At 65.2% G+C, this 18,585-nt stretch carries 17 protein-coding genes; 5 read left to right on the top strand and 12 right to left on the bottom strand.

Features of this window, described 5'->3' with window-relative positions; genetic code table 11:
* Window positions 1–6: 6 nt before the first annotated feature.
* The 4 genes from RLO07_RS08320 to RLO07_RS08305 are packed head-to-tail and all read right to left on the bottom strand — an operon-like array spanning window position 7 to window position 5,325.
* Window positions 7–2,280: an MtrB/PioB family decaheme-associated outer membrane protein gene (locus RLO07_RS08320; protein ID WP_462291677.1), complete on the bottom strand. Its 2,274-nt coding sequence runs from the start codon at window positions 2,278–2,280 to the stop codon at window positions 7–9.
* Window positions 2,277–3,146 (bottom strand): DmsE family decaheme c-type cytochrome, encoded by an 870-nt coding sequence (locus RLO07_RS08315; protein WP_462291676.1) that lies wholly within the window; start codon window positions 3,144–3,146, stop codon window positions 2,277–2,279. Before RLO07_RS08315 ends, RLO07_RS08320 begins: the two co-directional genes overlap by 4 nt.
* A 5-nt stretch (window positions 3,147–3,151) precedes the next feature.
* Window positions 3,152–4,708: a cytochrome c3 family protein gene (locus RLO07_RS08310; protein ID WP_462291675.1), complete on the bottom strand. Its 1,557-nt coding sequence runs from the start codon at window positions 4,706–4,708 to the stop codon at window positions 3,152–3,154.
* 26 nt (window positions 4,709–4,734) lie between these two features.
* A complete protein-coding gene (locus RLO07_RS08305) occupies window positions 4,735–5,325 on the bottom strand; it encodes a NapC/NirT family cytochrome c (protein WP_462291674.1) in 591 nt (196 codons plus the stop codon).
* 203 nt (window positions 5,326–5,528) lie between these two features.
* Between RLO07_RS08305 and RLO07_RS08300 the strand changes: the two genes are divergently transcribed.
* On the top strand, window positions 5,529–6,695 hold the full coding sequence (locus RLO07_RS08300; RefSeq protein WP_462291673.1) for a pectin acetylesterase-family hydrolase: 1,167 nt from the start codon (window positions 5,529–5,531) through the stop codon (window positions 6,693–6,695).
* A 55-nt stretch (window positions 6,696–6,750) separates the two neighbouring features.
* Here RLO07_RS08300 and RLO07_RS08295 read toward each other — a convergent pair whose 3' ends face one another.
* The gene (locus tag RLO07_RS08295) at window positions 6,751–9,060 is read right to left on the bottom strand and encodes a hypothetical protein (protein ID WP_462291672.1); all 2,310 of its coding nucleotides are present in this window, start codon (window positions 9,058–9,060) and stop codon (window positions 6,751–6,753) included.
* Window positions 9,061–9,346: 286 nt separating this feature from the next.
* Window positions 9,347–10,576: an Nramp family divalent metal transporter gene (locus RLO07_RS08290; protein WP_462291671.1), complete on the bottom strand. Its 1,230-nt coding sequence runs from the start codon at window positions 10,574–10,576 to the stop codon at window positions 9,347–9,349.
* A gap of 88 nt (window positions 10,577–10,664) precedes the next feature.
* On the opposite strand from RLO07_RS08290, the gene RLO07_RS08285 reads away from it, so the two are divergent.
* Genes RLO07_RS08285 through RLO07_RS08270 form a run of 4 tightly spaced genes read left to right on the top strand, consistent with a single transcriptional unit; the run spans window position 10,665 to window position 13,166 of the window.
* Window positions 10,665–11,516, top strand: coding sequence for a glycosyltransferase family protein (locus RLO07_RS08285; RefSeq protein ID WP_462291670.1), 852 nt, complete (start codon window positions 10,665–10,667; stop codon window positions 11,514–11,516).
* A gap of 60 nt (window positions 11,517–11,576) precedes the next feature.
* A complete protein-coding gene (locus RLO07_RS08280; RefSeq protein ID WP_462291669.1) occupies window positions 11,577–12,293 on the top strand; it encodes a hypothetical protein in 717 nt (238 codons plus the stop codon).
* 2 nt (window positions 12,294–12,295) lie between these two features.
* Window positions 12,296–12,748 (top strand): GNAT family N-acetyltransferase, encoded by a 453-nt coding sequence (locus tag RLO07_RS08275; protein ID WP_462291668.1) that lies wholly within the window; start codon window positions 12,296–12,298, stop codon window positions 12,746–12,748.
* A 7-nt stretch (window positions 12,749–12,755) separates the two neighbouring features.
* Window positions 12,756–13,166 (top strand): hypothetical protein, encoded by a 411-nt coding sequence (locus RLO07_RS08270; RefSeq protein ID WP_462291667.1) that lies wholly within the window; start codon window positions 12,756–12,758, stop codon window positions 13,164–13,166.
* Window positions 13,167–13,178: 12 nt separating this feature from the next.
* Here RLO07_RS08270 and RLO07_RS08265 read toward each other — a convergent pair whose 3' ends face one another.
* From RLO07_RS08265 to rsxA, 6 genes are read right to left on the bottom strand one after another with little or no spacing between them, the layout of a single operon-like run.
* Entirely contained in the window at window positions 13,179–13,892 is a 714-nt protein-coding gene (locus RLO07_RS08265; protein WP_462291666.1) for an electron transport complex subunit E, read from the bottom strand.
* Window positions 13,889–14,533, bottom strand: a complete 645-nt coding sequence (gene rsxG, locus RLO07_RS08260) for an electron transport complex subunit RsxG (protein WP_462291665.1) — start codon at window positions 14,531–14,533, stop codon at window positions 13,889–13,891. The genes RLO07_RS08265 and rsxG overlap by 4 nt, the downstream gene beginning before the upstream one ends.
* Entirely contained in the window at window positions 14,533–15,561 is a 1,029-nt protein-coding gene (gene rsxD, locus RLO07_RS08255) for an electron transport complex subunit RsxD (RefSeq protein WP_462291664.1), read from the bottom strand. The genes rsxG and rsxD overlap by 1 nt, the downstream gene beginning before the upstream one ends.
* The gene (gene rsxC, locus RLO07_RS08250; protein WP_462291663.1) at window positions 15,558–17,297 is read right to left on the bottom strand and encodes an electron transport complex subunit RsxC; all 1,740 of its coding nucleotides are present in this window, start codon (window positions 17,295–17,297) and stop codon (window positions 15,558–15,560) included. Before rsxC ends, rsxD begins: the two co-directional genes overlap by 4 nt.
* Window positions 17,294–17,908, bottom strand: coding sequence for an electron transport complex subunit RsxB (rsxB, locus tag RLO07_RS08245; RefSeq protein ID WP_462291662.1), 615 nt, complete (start codon window positions 17,906–17,908; stop codon window positions 17,294–17,296). The genes rsxC and rsxB overlap by 4 nt, the downstream gene beginning before the upstream one ends.
* A gap of 4 nt (window positions 17,909–17,912) precedes the next feature.
* Entirely contained in the window at window positions 17,913–18,491 is a 579-nt protein-coding gene (gene rsxA, locus RLO07_RS08240) for an electron transport complex subunit RsxA (protein WP_462291661.1), read from the bottom strand.
* Between the last annotated feature and the right edge of the window lie 94 nt (window positions 18,492–18,585).

The following is an 18,585-nucleotide window of genomic DNA, read 5'->3' as shown; positions in this document are numbered from 1 at the left end:
TGAGCCTCATTGCCAGCGGTACAGCACTGACAGGCCCACATAATGCACGGTTTCGTTGGGATTGTGCTGGCCGAAGGTCAGCACCTTGTCGATGGTATTGGCTGCCACGCCGTCCCAGGCCCAGTCATCGGACTGGTAGCGGTAGTAGCGATACTGCAGGCGAATGGACACCGCTTCCTGCCAGTGCCACAGACCGCTGGCATCGAATTGGTGCAAGCGAGTGTTCACGCTGGGCAAGTCGGCCGGGTCCAGGTCTGCCGCCGCCACCGGGCTGAAATCCTGCCGCGCCCGGGTGTCGACAAAGCGGTAGTCCAATTCAAATTCCAGCCGCTCCTGTGGCTGCCACTGCAGGTGAGTGCCCAGCACCAGGCTGTCGTCGCGGTTGGCAAGGAACCAGTTGCGCGCCGGGTCGCTGGCTTGCGGCAGCGGAGCCTGGGTGACGAAGGCATTCTTTTCCTGGCCGCCGCGAAAGGCGCGGCTGCCCTGGTCCGCCTCGTAGCGGTCGAGGCCGGCATGGAGGTTGAGCTGCAGGCTGGTGTGGGGCAGGTAGCTGGCAGCGAGCTGCGCGCTTCGCAGCCGGGTCTCGGTGACCCCGAGTACGGACTTGTCGAAATCGTCCTCGCGCCAGAGCAGGTTCAGGTTCACGCTCCAGCGCGGGTCGGGGCTATAGTTCAGGTCCAGCTTCAGCTGTTGCTGCTCGCGGTTGGCGAGGTAGTACTGGCTCAGCAATGGATGGTTGCTGTAGCGCTGGCTGTCGGGGGTTGCGTTGATCAGGTCGCTGTCCAGCAGTGCATACCAGGATTGGTCCCACTGGTAGGTGTCGGCGGCGCGATCGGCTAGGGTGAGGCCCAGTTTTGCGCCCAGGGACGGCCAGGGCTGGACCCGGTACTCCAGGCTGTAGCGGTCCTCGACAGTGTCCTCGGTGGCTGCATTGCGTCGCTGTATTTCCTCCCAGGCATAGCCCAGGGCCAGCTTGCCGCGCAGGGGCAGCCGGTAGCCTGCTTCCAGCTCCAGCACATGGCTGCGCAGATCGTGGCTACGGTTGTAGACAGTCAGTTCGGGGCGGGACTGGTCGCCACCGTCCCCGGGGATATAGCGGTAGCCGTCGCGGGGAGTGCTGTAGTCGCGATCGCGCAGGCGGTAGCTCAGCTGGACATCGAGCTTGGGACGCACCTGCCATTGCAGTCTGGCCCGGCTGTGAGTGGTCGCGACCTCGCCGTCAAAGCTGTCCCGTGGCAGCGGCTCTGCCGCCGTGAGGGCCGGGTTCGCGGAGTACGGCAGGAGTGACTGGTCCTGTTCTGCCACAGCGTGACTGCCGTCAAAGTGCAGGCGCAGCCGTGGCGTGAACAGGTAGTGACCGTTGAGCCTCACGCTGGCCTGGCTGTTGTCCGGTGCCAGCGCCAGGGCACCCTCTCCTGCGGGGTAACGCACGCGTGGACCGAAGCTGCTGTAGGGGTTCTGCCAGCGCAGGGCGTCATCCCGGTTGTCGAAGTCGGACCAGGCCAGGCTGCCCCGCAGGTGCAGGCGTTCACCGCTGTAGCCCAGGCTGGCATCCGCCTCCACAGTGCGGTGGTCGACTGGCGCCGGCAGCAGCGCGGCGTCGCCGGAGGCCGCGTCAATATAGATGGCGCCGCCCACGTCCCCGGTTCCCTTGCGGGTGCTGTAGCGCAGGCTGGAATCCAGCTGCCAGTCATCGCTGAGCCGGCTGTCCAGGGCCAGGTGGTAGTTGTTGCGTTCCAGCTCACGGTCGAAGCGCTGCAGTGAATCCGGCAATGCGGTCCAGCTGGCGGTGGTGAGGCCGCTGACCCAGTCCGCAGGCAGGCTAAGCGCCGTATCGCCGACAAACGGGGTAGCCCCGCTATTGTTGCGTACCTGCAGCTGGTGGTCGAAGCCGGCGCTCAGTCGCAACTTGCCTGGAATGCCCCAACGCAGTTCGCCTTCCCGGGTATCCAGCCCCAGGTCCGACAGCGACGCCTGCCAGTAGCTCTCGGCGCCGGTAAAGCGGCGCCATTCCAGGTTGCCCAGCAGGGTCCCCCCCTGGTCCTGCAGGCCATTGTACTGCCCTGCCATGAAACTGTCGGCGCTGCTGATACCCAGCCCCAGCTCCAGGCTGCCGCGATAGTCGGTTTGCCAGCGGGTGGCCAGCGGCCGCGTTTCTTCCAGCAACCCGGCGAAGCGGTCCTGGGCACTGGCTACGCTCGCGGCCAGGCAGGTGGATGCCAGCAGGACAGGGCGCCATGCCGGGCGCCGGGTTCGCGCTGGGGATGGCCGTCGTCTCATCGCGTCAGCCTGGCGCCCGAGGGGTGGTTGGAGCCATGAACCTGGCTGTGGCAGTTCAGGCAGTTCTTGCCCAGCACATTCTGGTTGCGGCTGCCGCCGCCGAGTCCCTCGCCACCGTAGGGCAGGCTGGGATGGAAGGCGGCTACGTGACATTGCTGGCACAGGGCGGGGCCGCGGGCCGTGAGCAGGCGCTCGTGGATTGCGCCGTGGGGACGGTGGCACAGGCTGCAGTCCTCGGCCGCCGGCGGGTGCTCCCACAGGAACGGTCCGCGCTTTTCCTGGTGGCATTGCTGGCAGCTGTCATTGATGGAGGCCTGGTGCAAGCTGGCGTCCCCGAGGCTGCCATGGGGATTGTGGCAGTCGCTGCAGGTGGTTTTGCCCTCGGCTATGGGGTGGCGGGAGGGCAGCAGCAATTCCGCCTGCACCCGCGTGTGGCAGTCGAGGCAGGCCTGTTGTGATCCGGTGGCAAGTGCCGGGTCCTGCTGCCGGTGGCTGTCGTGGCAACTGTCGCAGGCCATGCCCTCGCGCTGGTGTTCACTACCGGCCCAGTGCAGGGCGCTGCCGCCGCTGTGGCAGCTGAGACAGCTGCTGGTACGCTCCTCCTCTGGCGACTGCCAGCGCGGGCCAAAGCTGACGCCGGGCATGATACTGGTTGGGTCGCGCGCATGCTCGGCACTGGCACCGTGACAGCCGACACAGCTGTCGGCACCGCCGCCGCCCAGGGCGCCGTGTACGGTCTGGAAGATCGCATGCACTGCTACATCCGCGGTGATGGTGTGGCAGCGGAGGCAATCAGCGCCGTCCTCCTGCGCCGCATTGGCGAAAGGAGGCAGGCACAGGGCCAGTGTCAGCAGCAACCAGCGCATGGGCATCAATCCGCCCTGAAGTCGGTGTTGATACCATCGGTGGCGAAGGTCATGGGCAGGGAGATCCAGTGTTCGCCGCCGGGGTTGTCGGCACCGTGCAGGGCGATGCCGAGGGTCAGTTCGCGCCCAGGCGCGAATGACAGGCCGCCGGGCATGGGCTTCAGGGGGCGGCGCAAGGTAACCTGCCAGCGCCCGTCCCGGAATTGCGCGCTGCTCTTGACCAGGCTGTCCTGGTGCCAGTTGATACCTGCCAACAGGGCGCCGCTCTCTACCGCAACCGGGTCCTGCAGCTTGACGCGCCAGAGCTCCGCGAAATTCCCGGCCTCCCGCAGCGCGGCCAGTTCGGCCTCGTCCCGGACCACGGGCGGGCGCCCGATCTGGCGCTCCTGCAGGCGCGAAGCCAGCAGGTACTTGTCCAGTTGCTGGCCCCGGTCCCGGGTCATTCCCGGCATGTCACTGTGGCAGGCGGCGAAGCAGCCGGCCCGGGTCAGTTCGTCGTTGCCCCGGTCACCCCACATCAGGGCCAGGTCCTGCTCCGCGGCAGTGCCACTCCAGTCGATGTTTACCACCAGCTCGCCGGTATCCGTGCCGAACCTGACGTTGAGTTCGCGAGTCGCGGGCGCGAATTCGCCGTCGGCAAGTGCCGCGCCCATGGCGGGCTCGTCGCCCCGGTGACACTGCTGACAGCTGCTGCCCTGGCGCAGGGGCTGGGAACCCGGGTGCTCACTCAGCAGCCACTCACTGTCTGACTGGCCGGGGTAGAACAGTGTGACCCTGCGGCTGCTGCTGGCCTCGGTTATCAACGGCGCCACGCCTGCTGCGGCAACATGGGCGATGCCGACATGGCAGCCAAGGCAGGTCTTGTCGGTCTGCGCCATGACCTTGTGGTAGCTCTTGGCCTTGTCCGACACGGCGGGGTCAGTTGCCATGGTGACCAGGTTGTGACAGCTGGCACAGCCCTCGGAACGGTTGTCCAGCATGACCCCGTGTGGACTCTTGCTGTCGTGGGGGCTGTGGCAACTGCTGCAGGCAGGATTGAACTGGACCCGCTCTTCGAGGCCGTGGATGCCGGACCGCTGCTGCTTGTGGCACAGTGTGCAGACTTCCGCTTGCCCCGGTGGTTTCAGCACGGTGTCGCGGGCGGTGTGGACGTCGTGGCAGGTGACGCAGGCCAGATCCTGCTGCTGGTGATGGGAGCCCTCCCAGTGGCGGGCGCTATCGTCGCCGTGGCAGGCCAGGCACTGCCCATCCTGCTTGGCGGCGGCAGTGGTCCAGCGCGGACCAAAGCTGACCCCGGGCGCCACCTGGGTGGGCGCGCGACTGTGGGCGGCGCTGGGGCCATGGCATTCTTCGCAGCCGCGCTCGGCCATCGGTGTGCCTGCCCGGTCGCTGGCACCATGTACACCCTGCAGCAGGGGGTGGACCGGTGAGCTGTCGCCAAAGTCGTGGCAGCCAATGCAGGACTCGGGACTGTTTTCAGCGTAGCCCGGCTCGGCGGCCGCCGCATTCAGGGTGGCCAGGGCGCCGAACATCAGGGTGAGGAGCAGAAGTCGGGCAGGCATGGGATGATGTCCTCCTGAAACGGCGTTCATTCGCGGTCCGCCAGTGGTTGCCCGGAGTTGTCGGGGTGGGCGATGCCAGCGTGGCAGTCGATACAGGTCTTGCCGTTGCTGGCCATGGCCTGGTGGTACTCCTGCGCCTTGGCCGACTGCAGTTCCAGTTGCATCCGCTCCACCACATGGCAGTTGCGGCACTCCTGGGAGTCGTTGGCGCGCAGGCGGGCGATTTCCCGCGCCTTCATTGCCGGGGCGTGGGCGGCGTACTTCTCCGGGGTGTCAATCAGGCCCATCAGGCTCCACCACACCTCGCGTGAAGCTTCGATCTTGCGCGCGACCTTGGGGATGAATTCCTTGGGCTGATGGCAGTCGGCGCAGGTTGCATGGATGCCGGCGGCATTGTTGTAGTGGCTGGTCTTTTGCAGTTGCGGCCAGGGATTGTCGCGCATCTCGTGGCAGCTCAGGCAGAACTCCTCGGTGCTGGTGGCCTCCATGCCGAAGTCCAGCGCGGCCCACCCGGTCAGGCCAATCGCCATGCCGCCAACCAGCAGTGTCAACACCGAGTAGCGGGCCGAGGGCCGGCGCAAAGCCTGCCACCAGCGTTTCCAGCGTCCTGTTGTCATACTTGTCCTTGTTATGTTTTACAACACCCTGCATCTAACTTAGTGCAGTGGTGGCAGGCTAGCAAGGGTTACGCTTGTGCGAGATCAACTGAACGTACAATTTTTTACCCGGATATCACGCTTGCAACCGGTGCCGTGACTCTGCATCTTGTGCCTCTGCAGCTGACTATCGGGTCACTGCGGATAATCGTGGAGAATCAAGAATGACAAAATTGCGGATCCAGGATCCCCTGGCGCCTGTGCGCCTGGGCGGGCGGCCTCTGACATTGGCATTGGGGGCTCTGCTGCCCCTGCTTGCGGCCTGCTCTGACAGCAGTGACCGCCCATTGACAACCGCCCCGCCACCGGAAGTGGTGGAGCCGGAGGCAGTGCCCTTCCAGGAACTGCTGGACCAGGGCATTGCACGCTATCTGGGGCAGTACACGCCAATGCTCTCAGAGCAGGACGGCGAGGTGGTGAATCACACCTTCGGCGCTGGCGACGGCCCCCTGTGTCTCACCGGTGGCGAGTACACCATGGCAACGCGCGATACCGGCTCCGAGGACCTGGTGATCTTCCTCCAGGGCGGCGGTGCCTGCTGGTCGGACCTGTGTCTTGCCACCGAGGAGGCGGCGCCTGGCATTCCCCCCCTGGGTGTTCTTGACCCGGCCCGCGTCGACAACCCGCTGGCCGGCATGAGCATGGCATACCTGCCCTACTGTGACGGTTCGCTGCATGCAGGGGACCAGGACGTGGACACCGATGATGATGGCGAAGCGGACCGTTTCCATCGCGGCCTGCACAACCTTTCCGCCTCTCTGGATGTGGCCGTGAACACCTTTCCCTCACCCCGGCGCATTGTGCTGACCGGCGTCAGTGCCGGGGCCTTTGGTAGTACCTATGCGTTGCCGTTGGTACGCCAGCTCTACCCCGGTGTGCCCATCGATCTGATCAACGACTCCGGGATCGGTCTCGGCCGTATTGATCAGCCCGAATTCATCACCCGGCTGCTGACCGAATGGAATGCCACGGCCTTCTTCCCGGAAAGCTGTGATACCTGTATCGGTGACGATGGCCATACCACCGACTACCACAAGTACCAGCTCGAGGAAGACAGCAACCTGCGCCTGGGGATGATGAGCTACACCCGCGACAACGTGATTGCCGTTACCTTTGTGCAGGTGGGCGGCGAGGCTTTTGAAGCGGCGCTGATCCCGGAGCTGGATGATCTGGAGGCGTCCTATCCCGAGCGGTTCAGAAGTTTTGTCGCCGACGGAGTCGACCACACATTCCTTATCGGCGACCTGCAGCAGACTGCCGGCGGCGTGACCGTGTCGGACTGGGTGAGTTCAATGCTGGCGGGAGAGGCTTGGGAGACCACGCGGGACTGAAAGGAAGCGATCGGGGCCAACAAGATTGGCCCCGATCACTCAAGCCTCAGTGCCCTCAGGGGCCAACGCATGCCGGATCGGTCGGTGAGAACTCACACGGGTCCGGGGGCGGGGAGGAGATGCAGGCAAAGGTCCGGGTGAACGGCCCGGAATCACCCGCCGGGTTGAGGGTGATATTGACGCTGCCGTCACCACCGTCGCCGCCGGTTTGCAGCAGGAAGCCGAAGGCGCCAGGCGCGGCGCTGACCGGGACGGTGACATCTTCCGTCGGGATCTCAATGGTGCACTCGCCGCTGGCCTCCACGCTAATGGTTGAGCCCGCGGGCGGCTTGTTGTTGAAGATATCCGAGACGTAGACGGTGAACACGTCCGCCTCGTTGACCCGGGTAGCAATACCGCGGGTGCGGTTGTTGACGAGGATCATTTCCCACGCCGGATCTGCTGAAAGAATGAGGACGGTCTGGTCGCGCACGTTGACCAGCTCGCGGCTGCACCAGACCCCATCGCCTTCCCGGGGGCACAGCAGGCCGTTGTAGACAGCCGGCCCTTCGTTGGTGAACGCGTTGACATCATTGAAATTGAAACGGCCGTCACTGTTGAAGTCGACGAACGTCTCCTCGAAGCCGGAGATGCAGGCCAGGCTGTCGGGAGCGTCGGCGCAATCCATTACCGGGTTGAAGCGGCCGTCTTCATTGTGGTCAATGTACGCCTCGCTGAGATTCACAAACAGGTCCCGCTCCTCCTCGTCCATGATACCGTTGCCGTTGCGGTCGATAAAGGATTCCTCCCCCACCGCATAGACCAGGACCGTGGAACGACCACCGCGCACCGGACCGAGATCATCGGGGCAGGGGAAACCGCCGTTTCTGCCGTTCGGTCTGCCGTTGTGGCTGGGGCAGGTGCCATAGGATTCCGGGTCGTCAATTCTGACAATACGGTCCCCGGCCTCAAAGCTCGGGGTTCTGGGTTGACCGCTGGTCCAGAGTACACTGCAGGAACCGGATTGCGGAGTACCGGTCAGGCGCTGGCCATTGGCGATGCCGGTGGCACAGGACGGATCAATCGTGCCGTATTCAGTGGTAAAGGTGGCCGCAGTGCCGTCCGGCACGGGATTGTTGAACTTGTCAGCCATCCTGACTGTCAGGGTTCGCTCGATACCGTCGACGGTGAAGCCCTGCTCGACAACAAAGCCGCCTTCAACCGACAGGCTGATGGAGTTCTGGTCGGGCAAGCCAGTGCTCACGACCAGCACATCGGATACTGTCGACAGGGTTCGCCCGTCGACAACGATGCTGGCGATGACGCGAACCGGCGTCGGGATGTTGCCGGAGAATACGGTAACGCTGGCCTCGCCGTCTGCATTGCTGACGCCGGAAGACGGCGACAGCTGCAGCCCCCCTGTTTCCGTGGTCAGGGCAAAATTGACCCGCACCCCGCCCAGCGGGTTGTTGTTGCTGTCGATGACCTGGAATACAACGGTAGATGATTCCTGGCGACCGGGACCACCGCCGGTCCCCTTGAGAACGATGGTATCGGGTGTGGCGCTGACGAAGCCGAGGCTGCGTGCCGCGGGCTCGGCTATGCTGACGACGCCAATGGCCTGACCGGAGCCGCCTTCAAGACTGGCCGTCAGGCTGTCATCGCCGCTGCAGCCCGCGGCAGTGTAGGTGACGTTGACCTGGCCGGTGGTGGTCGTGATGGGACTGGGTGGATCCAGCGTGGCCTTGTCGGTGACCAGGCACTCGCTGCTGATGCGTATGCTCTCCTCCGAGTCCACGCGCAGGCCGTCTTCGTCGACGATCGCGATCAACAGTTGCGCGGAGCCATTCGCAACCAGCTCCGATGCCGGCTCAATGCCTATTTCGTTGGCCAGGAAAGCACCGTCCTGAAAGTAGCCCAGGCGCAGCGCGGCAGGTACCACCTGGAAGTTGATCGTCGCCGAGACGGTACCTGCGGGTGCGTCCGCAGTCACGGTGACGGTGCCGGCCCCAAGCGTGCCATCTGCGTTCAGTTGCAGGGTGGCGACGCCGTCGCTATCGGTCAGCGCAGTGCCGTTGTCCGGCACGAAGGCGCCGAGGGTGGTGGATGCGGTTACCACTGCGTCCGCGATCGGCGTGCCGCTGGCACGGGTCCGGTTGACCTTCACCTGCAGGGTGGCGGGGGTGGTCGAGGTCACGGTGCTGGTAGCGTTGCCGTTCGCATCCAGCAGCGCCAGCGACAGGAACCAGGTGACATCGTCGGGGCCTGGCTCCGGCAGGAAGCCCCCACCGCCGCCGCCACCCCCGCCACCGCAGGCGAACAGGGCCAGTGACAGGGCGATCGCGACTGCGAATCGGCTGGTTAGAGTGGCAAACCGAGTAATCATTGTCTTCCCCTTGTGCCCGCTATTGTGGAGAACGTCTTATTTTGCGACCGGACCCATGCCCGGCAGGCGCTACCTGAACAGATCAATCCGTCCACAGGTTAGCACGGTTATAAAAGCAAAACTGTATAAATAACATGATGATAGACACTTTTTGTGATTTTCTGCACAAACAATGGAGCGTTCTGTCCCCGACCGTCGCCGCGGTCTCTGCTCACCTCGCCCCAATATTCCAAGAGCGGCTCGCTTTGGCAAGCACTTTCCCGGAGAAAAAGCCGGAACAATGGCTTCAGAGCCAACCGGCCACGCCCAGCAGCTTGACCGCACCGAGGCCGACGGCTACGGCCACCACGATGGCGCCGAGCAGGTTGGCGCCGATACCGTTGGTGTGTTGCCCCAGCAGTTTGCGGCTGTTCATCACCAGCAGCAGGAATACCGCGACCACAGGCAGCAGCAGGCCGTTGGCCATCTGCGCAAACAGGATTGCGGTCAGCGGCCGGGTGCCCAGGGCGGCGAACAGCGTACCGGTAAGCAGGACAGTCACCCAGACCAGGCGGAAGCCGGGCGCGGAAAGGCTGTTGCGCCAGCCGAGAGCGCCACAGACGGCGTAGGCGGCCGCCAGCGGCGCCGTAATTGCACTGGTGAAGCCACCCGCAAACAGGCCGGCGGCGAAGACGTAGCCGGCCGCGGGGCCGAGCAGGGGCTCCAGCTGCCGGGCCAGGGAGCCACCCTCGAACGCCAGTCCGGTACTGAAGAATGCCGCCGCCGCGGTGCTCATAATGGCGAGGGTGATCAGGCCGCCGAGACCTATGGAGAGCCCGCTGTCCAGCCGCGATTCGCGTATGGCTTGGTCGACCGGTACCTCGGCCGACCATTTTTCCCGCACCGCATTGGCGTGCAGGAACAGGTTGTAGGGCACGACGGTGGTACCCACCAGGGCGATCACTACCATGACAGAACCCTCGGGCAGGGTGGGTCGCAGCAGGCCGAGCAGTACATCTTTCGCGGCCGGGGCCACCAGCGCTGCGGTCAGCAGGAAGACGATGCTCATGGTGACAACCAGCAGGATCAGTGTGCCCTCCAGCAGCCGATAGCGGCCGCTGGCGAGCAGCAGGGCGGCACTTGCGCCGATGACGATGGCCCAGACCCCGTCACCGGGATTGAACAGGTTGTTGAGGGCCAGGGCTGCCCCCGCAATATTGCCGGCCTCATAGGCCGCGTTGCCAAAGCCCACCGCAGCCACGATCAGCAGCACTGCGACTTTGCCGAACAGGGGGCTGCGAAAGTGGGCGCGCATGGCTTCTGCGAGGCCCTCGCGGGTAACCAGACCGAGCCGGGCACTCATTTCCTGCAGCACCAGAGTTGCCGCGACGGAGAACAGCAGGGCCCACAACAGGGCGAAGCCGAAATGGGCACCGGCACTGCTGGCAGTGGTGATGGTACCCGGTCCGATAAAGGCCGCGGTCACCAGGAGGCCCGGGCCAAAACGGAAGCGACGCGGGGAGCGGGCGTTGTTCATGGGTTGGATGCCATCGCTGGGGGTGAGCAGCGATAGTAGCAGCCCAAGGCTAGGTTGTGACCCGTGGCTGCTGCTACCATGCCGGCCAATGACCTCGCCGCCCGCCCAGCTGCCCCACCTGTGTGTCTCTGTAGTCCTGTACCACAGCGAGCTGGTGCGCCTGGATGAAACCCTGGGCACTCTGGTTGGGGCGGTGCAGGCAGCCCGCAGTTCAGGGCTGCTCGGTGCGGTGACGCTGGCAGTGGTCGACAACTCTGTCTGCGGCGAGTACCACGGGGCCCTGCAACAGCTCCTTGAGCGCCATTCGTGGGATGAGGCAGGTTTCAACTGCGAGCTGCTGGAGATGACGGTCAACGCCGGTTACGGTGCGGGGCACAATGAAGCGTTCAGGCGCCATGCGGCCGACCTGCACCTGGTCCTCAACCCCGACGTGGCCATGGCGGCAGATGTGCTGCAACAGGGCCTCGAGTACCTGCGCGAGCACCCGCAGGTGGTCCTGGTGTGCCCGCGAGGTGAGGCTGGCGATGGCGGCCCGGCCTACCTCAGCAAGCGGCTGCCGACAGTCCTTGTGCTGGTCCTGCGGGCCTTTGCCCCTGCCTCGCTGCAGCGGTTGTTCGCCGATCGTCTGGCGAGCTATGAAATGCACGACCTCCACGCTGCCTGTGTGCCCGCGCCAGTGCCCCTGGCCAGTGGCTGCTTCATGCTGGTTCGCGGTACCGCGCTGCGGGCGGCAGGTGGCTTCGACGAGCGCTACTTTCTCTACTTCGAGGATTTCGACCTGTCCCTGCGACTGGCGGCGCAGGGACAGGTCGAGTACCTTCCGGGGATGCGGGTCCGCCACTACGGGGGTGGCAGCGCGGCCAAGGGCTGGCGCCATCGCTGGTGGTTCCTGCGCTCCGGGGTGCGGTTCTTCAGCGACCATGGCTGGCGCTGGTTCTAGCCCACTAGTGCCTCCGCAGAAAGCTGGTAGACTTGGCCCTGTCCCGAATTTGGAATGGTAATGTCGACCTCGCGCGAACTCCACAAACTTGCCTGCCTCGACGCTTTGGGCCTGCAACTGCTGGTGGCGAAAAGGCCGCTGCCGGGCGCGGCACCCAGCGCTCCTCGCGTGGCGATTGCGAGAGCCGCGGTGCCCCCCCGGAGTGGGCAGCCATCACCGGGCTCACGTTCGGCTATTGCCCCCGCCAGTGTGGCCGCACCTGCCGCCCCAACCCCCCGGCTGGATGTCAGGAGCAAGGCCTCCAGGCCCGCACCTGCAACCCGCGAGCAAGCGACCAGGGCCGCGACCCCGGATGCCGGCATTCCGCGATTCCACCTGGCCGCGGTGATCGCAGGCGACTGTCTGTGGCTGGAGCCGCTGGCCGAACCGGAGCTGGCCCCGGAGCGACTGCAGTTGATCCGCGCCATGGCCTTTGCCCTGGCACGCAAACAGGAGACCCCGCAGGTCACACGCTTCGACTGGCCCCTGCACAGCAATCGCCAGCTGGACTTGAGTGCGGGCGCGGCCGCAGCGGCGCTCACCGGCTTTGTCCTGCGTCAGGTACAGGACCGCCAGTGCCGCGCCCTGGTGTTGCTGGGCCCGGCAGCGGGGGAGCACCTGCTGCAGCCGGAGCTGGACGGGGTGCCCATCGTGCTGTTGCCCGCTACCGGGGAATTGTTGGCGGCACCGCAGCGCAAGCGTGAGGCCTGGCAGGCGCTGGTCGCGCTGGGTTGTTAGCCGTGCCTGCTGTCAGGCCGGGACTGCCGGCCGATGCCCCGCAGATGGCGCGCCTGGATGCGGCATCGTCACCCTGGCCCTGGACCGAAGCGCAGTATTTACGCAGTTGTACACCGGTAGCCGACAATCGGGAGCGCGCCCTGTTGTTGGAGCTGGACGGCGAACTGCAGGGCCTGGTGGTCTTTGCTCCCGAGTTTGATGACGGCAGCATCTACAATATTGTCGTCGCCACCGCCGCTCGCCGCCGGGGTTACGGCCTGCTGTTGCTCGACGCCGCGATCGACGCGCTGCTGGCGTCCGGTGCCCGCCGCTGCCTGCTGGAGGTGCGCAAGTCGAATACCGGTGCCCGCCGCCTGTACGCGTCCCGCGGTTTTCATGTCGACGGCACGCGGCGCAACTACTATCCCCTGCCACCGGGGCGGGAGGATGCAATCCTGATGTCGCTGGATCTGTGAGGAAGCTATGAACGTGCTGGAAACCGAGTGGTGGTCCATGGCCCTGGCGCCGGAATGGTGGGCTGATACGGATGAGGATGGCACCATCCTGGTCGGTGACGAGGATGATGTCGGTTGCCTCGAGATTACCACCCTGCACAAAGAGCAGGGTGCTTTTGACGCCCGGGAATTGCTCCGCATTGCCGAGGAGGAATCGGCCGCCCCGCAGCGCTGGCAGAAGACGAGCTGCGGCGACTTCAGTGGTTGGCAGGCCACTTTTGCAGAGGAGGACGCAGCAGTGCGGGAGTGGTACCTGGCCGCAGGGTCCGTGCTGTTGTTCGTGAGCTACAGCTGCGACGCGGATAACCGGGGCATGGACGATGCGGCGGTGGACGCACTGCTGGACACCCTGGTGGCGATGGGCGCGGACGGCGCCTGACTCGCGGTCAGCTCAGCTGATGGTGCCGGTCACCCTGACCCGCTTGGCACCCTTGACCGGCTTGCTCCGCAATGCATCCTGGCGGCGCTTGATCTGGCGATCCAGCAGGTTCTTGCCCGCAATCAGCAGCCCGGTAAAAATGAATGCGCCCGGGGGCAGGATGGCGAGCAGGAAAGGCTGGTAGTCGGCCACCAGCACCACTTTCCAGCTGGCAGCGGCGGGACCGAACAGCAGTTGCATGTCGGCGAACAGGGCTCCGGTGCCCAACAGCTCGCGCAGGGCGCCCAGCAACACCAGCACCACCCCGAAACCCAATCCCATCAGCAGGCCGTCGTAGAGCGCGGGTCCGACCGGGTGTTTGCTGGCAAAGGCGTCGGCGCGGCCCAGAATGGTGCAGTTGGTGGTGATCAGGGGCAGGAAGATCCCCAGGATCAGGTACAGCTCGAAAGCGAAGGCCTGCATCAGCAGTTCGGCGCAGGTGACCGCGGAGGCGATGATCATCACGAACACGGGCAAGCGTATGGCGTCGGAAACCACATTGCGAATCAGCGATACCGCGGTATTGGAGCAGACCAGCACCAGGGTGGTGGCCGCCGCCAGGCCCAGGGCATTGACGACGCTGCCGGTTACCGCCAGCAACGGGCACAGGCCCAGCAACTGCACCAGTGCCGGGTTGTTCTTCCACAAACCGTTGAGGGTCAGTTCGCTGTAGCTGGGTGTGCTCATGATGCCTCTCCCGCGGGTGCCTCGACGGCAAACAGGCTACTGCGCTCGCTGTCGACATACTGCAGTACCCGCAGGATGGCCGCAACCACGGCCCGCGGGGTGATGGTGGCGCCGGTGAACTGGTCGAATACGCCACCGTCCTTGCGCACCGCCCAGCCTGCGGGCGGGGGATTGCCCAGGGAGTGACCGTCGAAGTCCAGTATCCAGTCTGATTTCTTCAGGTCTACCTTGTCCCCCAGCCCCGGGGTTTCCCGGTGGCTCAGCACCCGCACACCGGCGATGCTGCCGTCGGCATTCACTCCCACAATGAGCTCAATGTCACCACTGTAGCCGTCGCGGGCCAAAACCGGCACGATTACCGCCACCGGCTGACCCTCAAGGCGCGCGATATACAGGGGGCGATCCTCGCGCAGGCCCAGGCCGTGACTGCCCGCAGCCAGCGGGCGGGTGTCGTCGAGCATGGTGTTGTCGTGGCGCTCCCGGGGAATGATCTCCAGCAGTGCCCGCTCCTCGGCCTTGCGCCGCTCCCCGGCGATCGTGTCCTTGGTCAGCAGCCAGGTGCCGGCAATCAGCAGCGCGGTCGACAGGGCGAACAGGGCCAGCAGCGCACTGTTGCGGGTGATGGAGCCGAGTACGCGCATCAGGGTTCCCCCCCGGCCTTGCGGTGGCCATAGGTGCGGGGCTGGGTGTAGTGGTCGATGAAAGGCGCAGCGAAGTTGGCGATCAGCACCGCGAAGGCGACCGCGTCGGGGTAGTTGCCCCAGACCCGGATCAGGTAGACAAGGACACCGATCAGGGCACCGAACACCAACCGTCCACGCACCGAGACCGCGGACGATACCGGGTCGGTAATGATGAAGAAGGCGCCGAACATGGTTGCCCCGCTCAGCAGGTGGAACAGGGGCGAGCCGCCGCTGGCGGAGCTGCCGCCGTCGTGGAACAGCGCGGCCATCAGGGCCAGTGCGGCGAGCATGGCCACGGGTGCGTGCCAGGTAAAGATGCGCCGGTACAGCAGCCAGGCGCCGCCGGCGAGGAAGGCCAGATTGGCCCACTCCCAGCCGATCCCGGCCCAGCGCCCGAACTGGGCGGTCTCCTGCCAGAGGTCCTCCAGCAGCAGGCTGTCATTCTGGCGCAGCACATCCAGCGGCGTGGCCATGGTCACGGCGTCGTAGCTCGCCGGCTGGAAGCAGGCCTGCAGCGCCTGCCACAGGTCGGGAACGTCCGCCAGGCCGCGGGGTGGCGCCCAGGCTGTCATCTGCATGGGGAAGGAAATCAGCAGCACCACGTAGCCGACCATGGCGGGATTGAAGGGGTTGTAACCCAGCCCGCCGTAGAGGTGCTTGGCCATCAGTACCGCCGACGTCACGCCGATGGCGATCAGCCACCACGGTGCGTAGGGCGGCAGGGCAATACCCAGCAGCACCGAGGTCACCAGAACGCTGCAGTCCTTCAGGTAGAATGCGGGGGAGTGACCGCGCAGGGTCAGCGCCAGGGTTTCGCAGGCGACCCCCACCAGACAGGCCCACAGCACGTTGACCAGGGTGCCGAAACCGAAGAACCAGGTCAGCACCGCGATGCCGGGCACGGTGGCCAGCAGCACCTGGCGCATGACCGAACCAGTGCTGACGCTGCCGTGAGCGTGGGGCGAGCTGACCCTGATCAGTGTCATTCGCGGGCCTCGGTCTCGACGGTATCCGCCGCGGCTGCTTCTGCCTCGGCGATCTTGCCCTGCAGGCGCTTTACGGAGGCCTCAAGGGCAGTGATGATCTTGGCGTCTTCGCCCGCTTCCCGGCCCTGGGCCAGGCGCTGCTCAGACTTGGCCAGTTTCTGTCGCAGCGATTCCAGCGGCGACACGGCCGGCGGGTCTGCTTCGCCCCCGGCCTGCTGGGCCGCTTTTTTCGCTCTCGCGCGCTCAATGGCAGCCTGGATGGGATCTTCGCCGCCCTCGGCCGCCGCCAGTGCAGCCTTCTTTTCCGCCGCCTGCTTGCGCGCCGCGCGCTTTGCTTCGCGCTCTTCCTCTTCACGTGCGATACGGGCCTGACGGGCTTCAAAACGCAGCCGCGCCTGTTCGGACTTCTCGTGGTCGCGGCGCTGCTGCAGGATGTCCGCCTTGGAGGCGCGGTAGTATTGCACCAGCGGGATGTAGCTGGGGCAAACCCACGAGCAGGCCCCGCACTCGATACAGTCAAAGAGATTGTGCTGCTCCAGCTTGTCGGTTTCCTTGCCGCGGGCAAACCAGTACAGCTGCTGCGGCAGCAGGCTGGCGGGGCAGGCTTCGGCACAGAGACCGCAACGGATGCAGGGTTGGGCTGGCGGCGGGGCAGGCAGCTCAGTGGTGCTGGGTACCAGCAGACAGTTGCTGGTTTTGACCACCGGCACCTGCGGACCGGCGAGGGTAAAGCCCATCATCGGGCCGCCCATGACCAGGCGCTCGCACTGTTCCGGCCGAAAGCCGGCGAGATCCAGCAGATGCTGCATCGGAGTCCCCAGCAGCACCTCGAAGTTGCGGGGCTCGGCAACGGCCTCTCCGGTCACGGTGGTAATGCGGGAGATCAGCGGCTGCCCGCGGAGGATGGCATCGGCCACCGCCACCGCAGTACCCACATTCTGGCAGACGATGCCGATATCCGCCGGCAAGCCGCCGCTGGGCACCTGCTTGCCGGTGAGGATTTCGATCAGCTGCTTTTCCCCGCCGGACGGGTATTTGGTGGGGAAGGTCACCACCGCCACATTGGTGCCGGTTGCGGCCTTGTTCAGCGCGACGATAGCCTCGGGCTTGTTGTCCTCCACCCCGAGCAGCACTTCCTCAGGGCGCAGAATGTGACTGAGGATGGCAATACCCTGGAGGATTTCACTGGCCCGCTCCTGCATCAGGATATCGTCGGCGGTAATATAGGGTTCACACTCGGTGCCATTGATGATCAGGGTCCTGATCGTCGCGCCGGGCTTGCCAGCCAGTTTGACCGCCGCCGGGAAACCGGCCCCGCCCATGCCGGCGATACCGGCGGCCCGGATCAGCTCCAGCAGCTCGGTCGCCTCGCAGTCGCGGAAATCCGCCACGCCCTGGTGCGCGATCCAGTCATCGCGACCGTCGCAGTCAATGACGATACAGGGTGCGCTCAGGCCCGAAGGATGCGGTATGGGCCGGTCTTCAATGGCGACCACGGTGCCGGAGCTGGGTGCGTGCAGCGGTACGCTGACATGGCCGCCAGCCTCGGCGATCATCTGGCCCTTGAGAACCTGTTCTCCCACCTGTACCAGCGGTCGCGAAGGTGCACCGATATGCTGGGACAGGGGCAGGACAAGCTGTGGCGGGGTGCCTGCGCTCTGGATCGGATTGCGCAGTGACTGATGCTTGTTCTCGGCGGGGTGAATGCCACCGTGGAAGTCGAACACCCGCCTCATGCAGCACGCTCGGCGGGTTCGCTATCGGTGGCGATGATGTCGACGTTGCGGCTGGCGGGTTCCGGCAGCCGCCAGTGCCAGGACTGCAGTCCTTCCGCCACCGGGATCATGTCAATACAGTCCACTGGGCACGGCTCCACGCAGAGGTCGCAGCCAGTGCATTCGCTGGCAATGACGGTGTGCATCTGCTTGGCGGCACCGAGGATGGCATCCACCGGGCAGGCCTGGATGCACTTGGTGCAGCCGATGCATTCATCCTCGCGGATAAAGGCGACCGATTTGACCTTTTCCTCGCCGTGCTCGGCGTCCAGTGGCGGTGCTTCCACGTCCAGCAGATCCGCCAGGGCCTGGATGCCGGCCTCGCCACCCGGTGGGCACTTGTTGATGGCCTCGCCATTGGCGATGGCTTCGGCATAGGGGCGGCAACCCGGGTGACCGCACTGGCCACACTGGGTCTGCGGGAGAATGGCGTTGATCTGGTCGACAACGGGGTCGCCCTCAGTACGAAAGCGCACAGCGGCAAAGCCCAGCAGGGCTCCGAACGGTGCACCCAGGCCGACCAGCGCAATCAGGGCCGCGAGCAGGGGGTATTGTGCAATCAACTCCGCCATCGCCCTACACCAGCCCCGCAAAGCCCATGAAAGCCAGCGACATCAGGCCGGCGGTTACCATGCCGATGGCGGGGCCGCGAAATGGCTCCGGCACGTCGGCAACGGCCAGGCGTTCGCGCATGGCCGCGAACAGGACCAGCACCAGGGAAAAGCCGAGGGCGGCGCCAAAGCCGTAGAACAGCGCCTGCAGGAAGCTGTGGTCGCGGTTGATATTGAGCAGGGCGACGCCGAGTACCGCGCAGTTGGTGGTGATCAATGGCAGGTAGACACCGAGCACCCGGTACAGCAGTGGGCTGCTCTTGCGCACCACCATCTCGGTGAATTGCACCACGACGGCGATCACCAGAATAAAGGAGATGGTGCGCAGGTACTCCAGGCCCAGCGGCTCCAGCAGCAGATAGTAGGTGAGGTGGCTGCAGGCCGAAGCCAGGGTGAGAACGAAGGTGGTGGCCATGGACATCCCCATGGCGGTTTCCAGTTTGTTGGAGACGCCCATGAACGGGCACAGCCCGAGGAACTGCACCAGAACGAAGTTGTTGACCAGGATGGCCCCGATCAAAAGGATAGAGTAGTCGGCTAGCACGGAGTCATTGCCAGGGATTCAGCCAGTGTGCCGCAATGGTAAGTAGTTATTCCGCGGGAAACAATCGCCGGTTGGAGATAAACTTATAATCGTT

Source organism: Haliea sp. (assembly GCF_040221975.1).
Lineage (GTDB): Bacteria > Pseudomonadota > Gammaproteobacteria > Pseudomonadales > Halieaceae > Haliea.
The sequence above is the reverse complement of the archived record's forward strand: the minus strand, read 5'-3'. Positions and strand labels throughout refer to the sequence as shown.

What these genes read in the sequence shown, in the direction of transcription:
- RLO07_RS08320 (WP_462291677.1), bottom strand. Translation starts at nt 2,280, where the DNA reads ATGAGACGACGGCCATCCCCAGCGCGAACCCGGCGCCCGGCATGGCGC.
- RLO07_RS08315 (WP_462291676.1), bottom strand. Translation starts at nt 3,146, where the DNA reads ATGCGCTGGTTGCTGCTGACACTGGCCCTGTGCCTGCCTCCTTTCGCC.
- RLO07_RS08310 (WP_462291675.1), bottom strand. Translation starts at nt 4,708, where the DNA reads ATGCCTGCCCGACTTCTGCTCCTCACCCTGATGTTCGGCGCCCTGGCC.
- RLO07_RS08305 (WP_462291674.1), bottom strand. Translation starts at nt 5,325, where the DNA reads ATGACAACAGGACGCTGGAAACGCTGGTGGCAGGCTTTGCGCCGGCCC.
- RLO07_RS08300 (WP_462291673.1), top strand. Translation starts at nt 5,529, where the DNA reads ATGACAAAATTGCGGATCCAGGATCCCCTGGCGCCTGTGCGCCTGGGC.
- RLO07_RS08295 (WP_462291672.1), bottom strand. Translation starts at nt 9,060, where the DNA reads ATGATTACTCGGTTTGCCACTCTAACCAGCCGATTCGCAGTCGCGATC.
- RLO07_RS08290 (WP_462291671.1), bottom strand. Translation starts at nt 10,576, where the DNA reads ATGAACAACGCCCGCTCCCCGCGTCGCTTCCGTTTTGGCCCGGGCCTC.
- RLO07_RS08285 (WP_462291670.1), top strand. Translation starts at nt 10,665, where the DNA reads ATGACCTCGCCGCCCGCCCAGCTGCCCCACCTGTGTGTCTCTGTAGTC.
- RLO07_RS08280 (WP_462291669.1), top strand. Translation starts at nt 11,577, where the DNA reads ATGTCGACCTCGCGCGAACTCCACAAACTTGCCTGCCTCGACGCTTTG.
- RLO07_RS08270 (WP_462291667.1), top strand. Translation starts at nt 12,756, where the DNA reads ATGAACGTGCTGGAAACCGAGTGGTGGTCCATGGCCCTGGCGCCGGAA.
- RLO07_RS08265 (WP_462291666.1), bottom strand. Translation starts at nt 13,892, where the DNA reads ATGAGCACACCCAGCTACAGCGAACTGACCCTCAACGGTTTGTGGAAG.
- rsxG (WP_462291665.1), bottom strand. Translation starts at nt 14,533, where the DNA reads ATGCGCGTACTCGGCTCCATCACCCGCAACAGTGCGCTGCTGGCCCTG.
- rsxD (WP_462291664.1), bottom strand. Translation starts at nt 15,561, where the DNA reads ATGACACTGATCAGGGTCAGCTCGCCCCACGCTCACGGCAGCGTCAGC.
- rsxC (WP_462291663.1), bottom strand. Translation starts at nt 17,297, where the DNA reads ATGAGGCGGGTGTTCGACTTCCACGGTGGCATTCACCCCGCCGAGAAC.
- rsxB (WP_462291662.1), bottom strand. Translation starts at nt 17,908, where the DNA reads ATGGCGGAGTTGATTGCACAATACCCCCTGCTCGCGGCCCTGATTGCG.